A 5,458-nucleotide genomic window follows, 5' to 3' on the forward strand; every position below is an offset into this window, starting at 1 on the left:
GGGATCAACTGCTTAGCTCATATAGATATGATTGCATAAGACAGACTTGACCACTTTAAGATAATTGTTAAAAGGTCACACATACTAATGTGCAGATATTATAAGAAAATCACAACCAATAACAAGTCTTTTAACAAGTTATTGGTGTATTCTTCAATGACAATGTAAAGATAACTATGACATTATCATCATTAATGGGGCTTTACTTATTCGTCATCATCTTTAGAGTTGAACTTAGAGATGATTTCAGTAGCAACTGATTTTGGAATTTCAGCGTATTTTTGGAATTCCATTGAATAAGTTGCACGGCCTTGTGACATAGAGCGCATTTGTGTGGCATAACCAAACATTTCCGCTAATGGTACTTCAGCACGAATCTGCTTAGTACCACCAGGTAGATCTTCCATACCCTGTACCAAACCACGACGACGGTTAAGATCGCCCATGATGTCACCCATATAGTCTTCAGGTGTTTCAACTTCTACTTTCATCACTGGCTCAAGTAGTGCTGGGTCAGCTGCCATGAAACCTTTTCTAAAGGCCATAGAACCTGCCATTTTGAACGACAATTCATCAGAATCGACATCATGATAAGAACCATCATACAAAGTCGCTTTAACACCAACTACTGGGTAACCAGCAAGTACGCCATTTTTCATGCGTTCTTGGATACCTTTGTCAACAGCACCGTGGAATTCTTTCGGTACAGTACCACCAACAACTTCTTCAGCGAATTCGTATTCAGTTTCACCAGCTGGATCAAGCGGCTCAAGACGTAACCAAACGTGACCAAACTTACCACGACCACCAGTCTGACGTACAAATTTGCCTTCTTGTTCAACCGTGTTACGAATCGTCTCACGATAAGCAACCTGCGGCGCACCGATATTTGCTTCAACATTGAACTCACGCTTCATACGATCAACGAGAATCTCTAGATGTAGCTCACCCATACCGCTAATGATCGTCTGACCAGACTCTTCGTCAGTGTGTACACGGAACGATGGATCTTCTTTTGCCAAACGGCCAAGAGCGATAGACATTTTTTCTTGGTCAGCTTTGGTCTTAGGCTCAACAGCTAGAGAGATAACTGGATCTGGGAATTCCATACGCTCAAGAGTGATTACATTGTCTTCATCACATAGCGTATCACCAGTAGTCACATCTTTCATACCAACTAGCGCTGCGATATCACCAGTACGAATCTCTGGAAGCTCTTGCTGAGAATCTGCCATCATCTGTACGATACGGCCAACACGCTCACGCTTCATCTTAACTGGGTTATAAACACTGCTACCCTGCTTCATTACACCAGAATAAACACGTACGAAGGTTAAGTTACCAACGAACTTATCATTCATGATTTTGAATGCTAGTGCTGAGAAAGGTGCGTCATCTGATGCTTCACGAGAACCTTCGGTTTCGTCTTTGTCATCAAGAATACCTTTAATAGCAGGTACATCAATTGGTGCAGGTAGATATTGAATAACAGCATCTAACATCTTCTGTACACCTTTGTTCTTAAAGGCAGTACCACAAAGAAGCGGGATGATTGAGTTATCAATCGTTAACTGACGAATAGCAGTGTTGATCTGTTCTACAGACAACTCACCGTTTTCAAGATACTCATTCATGAGTTCTTCATTCGCTTCAGCTGCATTTTCTACTAAAAGCTCACGGTATTCGGCAGCTTTGTCTTGTAGTTCAGTTGGAATTTCGCGTTCTTCGTATTGCATACCTTGAGATGCTTCATCCCAATAGATAGCTTTCATGCTTACTAAGTCAACAACGCCTTCAAAATCGTCTTCTTTACCAATTGGAATAACCAATGGCACAGGGTTGCCACCCAAACGAGTTTTGATCTGGTCAATAACACGGTAGAAGTCAGCACCAACGCGATCCATTTTGTTTACGAATGCAAGACGTGGGACTTTATATTTGTTCGCCTGACGCCAAACGGTTTCAGACTGTGGCTGAACGCCGCCTACTGCACAGTAAACCATGCAAGCGCCATCAAGAACACGCATAGAACGTTCAACTTCGATCGTGAAGTCAACGTGACCTGGGGTGTCAATGATATTGATACGGTGTTCGTCGAACTGTTTCGCCATACCTGACCAAAAACAAGTCGTTGCTGCTGAGGTGATAGTAATACCACGCTCTTGTTCTTGCTCCATCCAGTCCATGGTAGCTGCGCCATCATGTACTTCGCCAATTTTGTGGCTAACACCGGTATAGAATAAAACACGTTCAGTAGTGGTTGTCTTACCAGCATCGATATGCGCTGAGATACCAATATTGCGATAGCGTTTTAGGGGAGTTTTACGAGCCATAGTTTTTTCCTAGGAAAAGTCGTGTATATAATAATGTGTTGTGTCACTACCTCATACTCTATGACAAAGCGGTCAGCTTCATGACAAAGCAATCAACTTCGTAATATTACTTACTGATTATTAAGCCTAATGTGGACAAAAAAAGAGCAAATACTAAGAATAGTGTGGCATCAAATTTGGGATGCTCCCTATCTAAACAGTATTGATAGAAAAGCATCTAGATAGATGTCTGCCATCCCAATTATGAATAGTATGATCTATCTATAACTGGATACATGGTGGCAGCAATCAATAGAATAAATAACAGTATAAGATTGATTGACATCAGCCAACCAATCTAAAGTTACTATCAAACAGTTGCTTAGAAACGATAGTGAGAGAATGCTTTGTTAGCGTCTGCCATACGGTGAACTTCGTCACGTTTTTTCATAGCGGCACCTTTGCCGTCAGCAGCATCGTTCAATTCACCAGCTAAACGCAAAGCCATTGATTTTTCAGAACGCTTAGCAGCAGCTTCAGCTATCCAACGCATAGCCAAGGCAGTACGACGGGAGGGACGTACTTCCATTGGCACTTGGTAGGTTGCACCACCAACGCGGCGAGCTTTTACTTCTACCATTGGGCGTACATTTTCTAAAACGTCTTCGAAGAAAGAAACTGGATCTTCAACTTTACGTTTTTCGCTTACTGTTTCAAGTGCACCGTAAACGATACGCTCAGCAGTAGATTTTTTACCATCACTCATTACATGGTTGATGAATTTTGCAACAGTTTGGCTACCAAACTTAGGATCCGGTAGGATCTCACGGGCAGCAACGACGCGACGTCTTGGCATAATAAATTTCCTTGTCTTCAGGAGTGTCTGACATTCACAATCTCGCACCAATTATTTATTAGGTGGCGTTATATCGAGTTTGTCAGTCAGCCTTACTGCATGGCGGTATGTTGTAACAGAAAATAAATAATTTGATAATCCTGCTAACACCTGACCCATGCACAGTTAATGTTTGGTACAAAAAAGCTTATCTAATAACATTTAGTTATTAAACTTTAGGCTTCTTAGCACCGTATTTAGAGCGACCTTGCTTACGGTCTTTTACGCCTGCGCAATCTAATGCACCACGAACAGTGTGATAACGTACACCTGGTAGATCTTTTACACGACCACCACGGATAAGAACAACACTGTGCTCTTGTAAGTTATGACCTTCGCCGCCGATATAGCTTGATACTTCATAGCCTGAAGTCAAACGTACACGACATACTTTACGCATGGCTGAGTTAGGTTTTTTAGGAGTGGTAGTATATACACGAGTACATACGCCACGACGTTGTGGGCACGCTTCCAACGCAGGAACTTTTGACTTTTCCTTGATGGTTTTGCGACCTTTACGAATCAATTGGTTAGTTGTTGCCATGAGGCATCCTTCTCCCGTTTGGTATAAAACAAAAAAATGGGCAAATACACCATCTATCTGACATTAACGACAGATTTTCGGAGTACCCATTTTTAGGACAGTATATTATAAAGAGTTGTTGCTGCTATTTCAACCACTTATGAGTGATTGTACTTTACAACATTTAATAGATATGCATTCAGCCTACTTCCATACCACATTATCTATGTTTGGTCAGCAATTAGGTAAAAAAACAGATCATTAAATATGCCATAAAAATAGTGAAAGACATGATTAGAATAAGATAAATACAAAGACAATCTAATATCAGTAGGCATTAAATGGCGATATTGTCTTATTTTTCAAGAGAATAAAATAATATCACCAAATTAAGAATAAGTGAGTCAAGCAAGCACTTAGTTATTCTATTTTTTTTCACTTGTATTTTGACCAGTATCTTTTGCTTGCGCACTATCTTCTTCTATTTGAGTATCATCATCGTTGACACTTTCGCTATCGATATTATCTACATCTTTTTTCTCATCGCTATTAGCAGTTTTATCTACTTTTTCTTCACTGCTACTATCATCCGTAATCGCACGATTAGCAAGTTTCGCTTCTGGTGCAAAAGTTGCTTGCGCTACGCCAATGACTTCATCAATTAACTGGCTATTATAGTGCATACCAATAGCCACTGCTGTGACGGGTAAGAATCGGCGTATCCATGATAAGTTGATTTGATCTAAATCGATACCAATCTGACTGGCGATATTATCAACTTGCTGAGCGTAAAAATTCACATTTTTGTGTTTTAGACCTAGGTTTTTTAGCTCACTGTGTAAACCACCACTCTGCGCATTGTCCAGCAAGCCTTTACCAATACCGAGACCCGCAAGTAACGCTTGTTTTTCTTGCATTTTTCTCAAGTCGGCATTTGATAACAGCTCATAAGCCATTTTGATGCCTTGGCTACCAGTTAGTGGTTTATTGTAAACAGCCGCCAACTGATAAACCGTACGTAATGACACTAATAATAGCCACAACGTATCAGCGAGCAAACCTGGAAGACCTGCTAGACCGGTAAAGCCGCCTATCGTAGCGAGTGCTCGGTTTTGGTTAGCAATATCCGTAGCTAACGCATAACGTTCTTCGTCATCCAAACTTTCAATGTTGGCAAAACGATGTTCATCAGGCAAATCAACCTGACTCCAGCTAGAGGCAAGTTTTGCCACTTGGGCGAAAGCGCCATCAACAGTTGATTGAAAAAAACTATTCGGTACCACTTTTTTGGCATACTTACCATAAGTCGCAAAGCGTGGTCCTAATAGTTGCTGCGTAGCCTTCAAGGTTTGCTCACGAAACAAGTCTTGTTGATAGTCCTCGTCACCCAAGTTGACTGCTTTGTATTGACGCGGTTTGCTTGTCTTAGCGTTGACACCGTCAATGATTGCACCCATGCGTTCTAAGTTATTGCGAGTCAAAGAGCCAACGGTTTTAATGCTTTTAGAAAGAATACTACGCTTTGCCATCGTGATGTCCTTAATGTGGTGATTGGTTTTATAATAGGTTTATATTTATAATCGATACGCTATCTTATCGAATGACTCTATGCAGTGTCAGTGCGAACAATGTTATCGCCATTACAAACTTTGTATCCAAAAGTATAACTGAATCGACTATTGATGCTATGTTAAAGTTTATTCTGTCAGTCATATTCAAGCATAGCCT

General features: G+C 40.9%; 4 protein-coding genes. All 4 read right to left on the bottom strand.

Translation table 11 applies throughout. The annotated features are described in order from the left end of the window. Positions 1 to 206: 206 nt before the first annotated feature. The 4 genes from fusA to ACT3RN_RS14325 all read right to left on the bottom strand — a co-directional run bounded on the left by fusA (position 207) and on the right by ACT3RN_RS14325 (position 5,259). Positions 207 to 2,333 carry an elongation factor G gene (gene fusA, locus ACT3RN_RS14310; RefSeq protein WP_192520599.1) on the bottom strand — a complete coding sequence of 709 codons (2,127 nt, stop codon included), beginning with the start codon at positions 2,331 to 2,333 and terminating at the stop codon, positions 207 to 209. Positions 2,334 to 2,694: 361 nt separating this feature from the next. Continuing rightward, on the bottom strand, positions 2,695 to 3,168 hold the full coding sequence (rpsG, locus tag ACT3RN_RS14315) for a 30S ribosomal protein S7 (protein WP_192520600.1): 474 nt from the start codon (positions 3,166 to 3,168) through the stop codon (positions 2,695 to 2,697). Between the two features lie 208 nt (positions 3,169 to 3,376). Continuing rightward, the gene (gene rpsL / locus ACT3RN_RS14320) at positions 3,377 to 3,751 is read right to left on the bottom strand and encodes a 30S ribosomal protein S12 (protein WP_011281154.1); all 375 of its coding nucleotides are present in this window, start codon (positions 3,749 to 3,751) and stop codon (positions 3,377 to 3,379) included. A gap of 404 nt (positions 3,752 to 4,155) precedes the next feature. Further along, entirely contained in the window at positions 4,156 to 5,259 is a 1,104-nt protein-coding gene (locus tag ACT3RN_RS14325; protein WP_192520601.1) for an EcsC family protein, read from the bottom strand. Positions 5,260 to 5,458: the final 199 nt, after the last annotated feature.

It is taken from the genome of Psychrobacter sp. AOP5-GZ1-6 (assembly GCF_052376345.1).
Lineage (GTDB): Bacteria > Pseudomonadota > Gammaproteobacteria > Pseudomonadales > Moraxellaceae > Psychrobacter.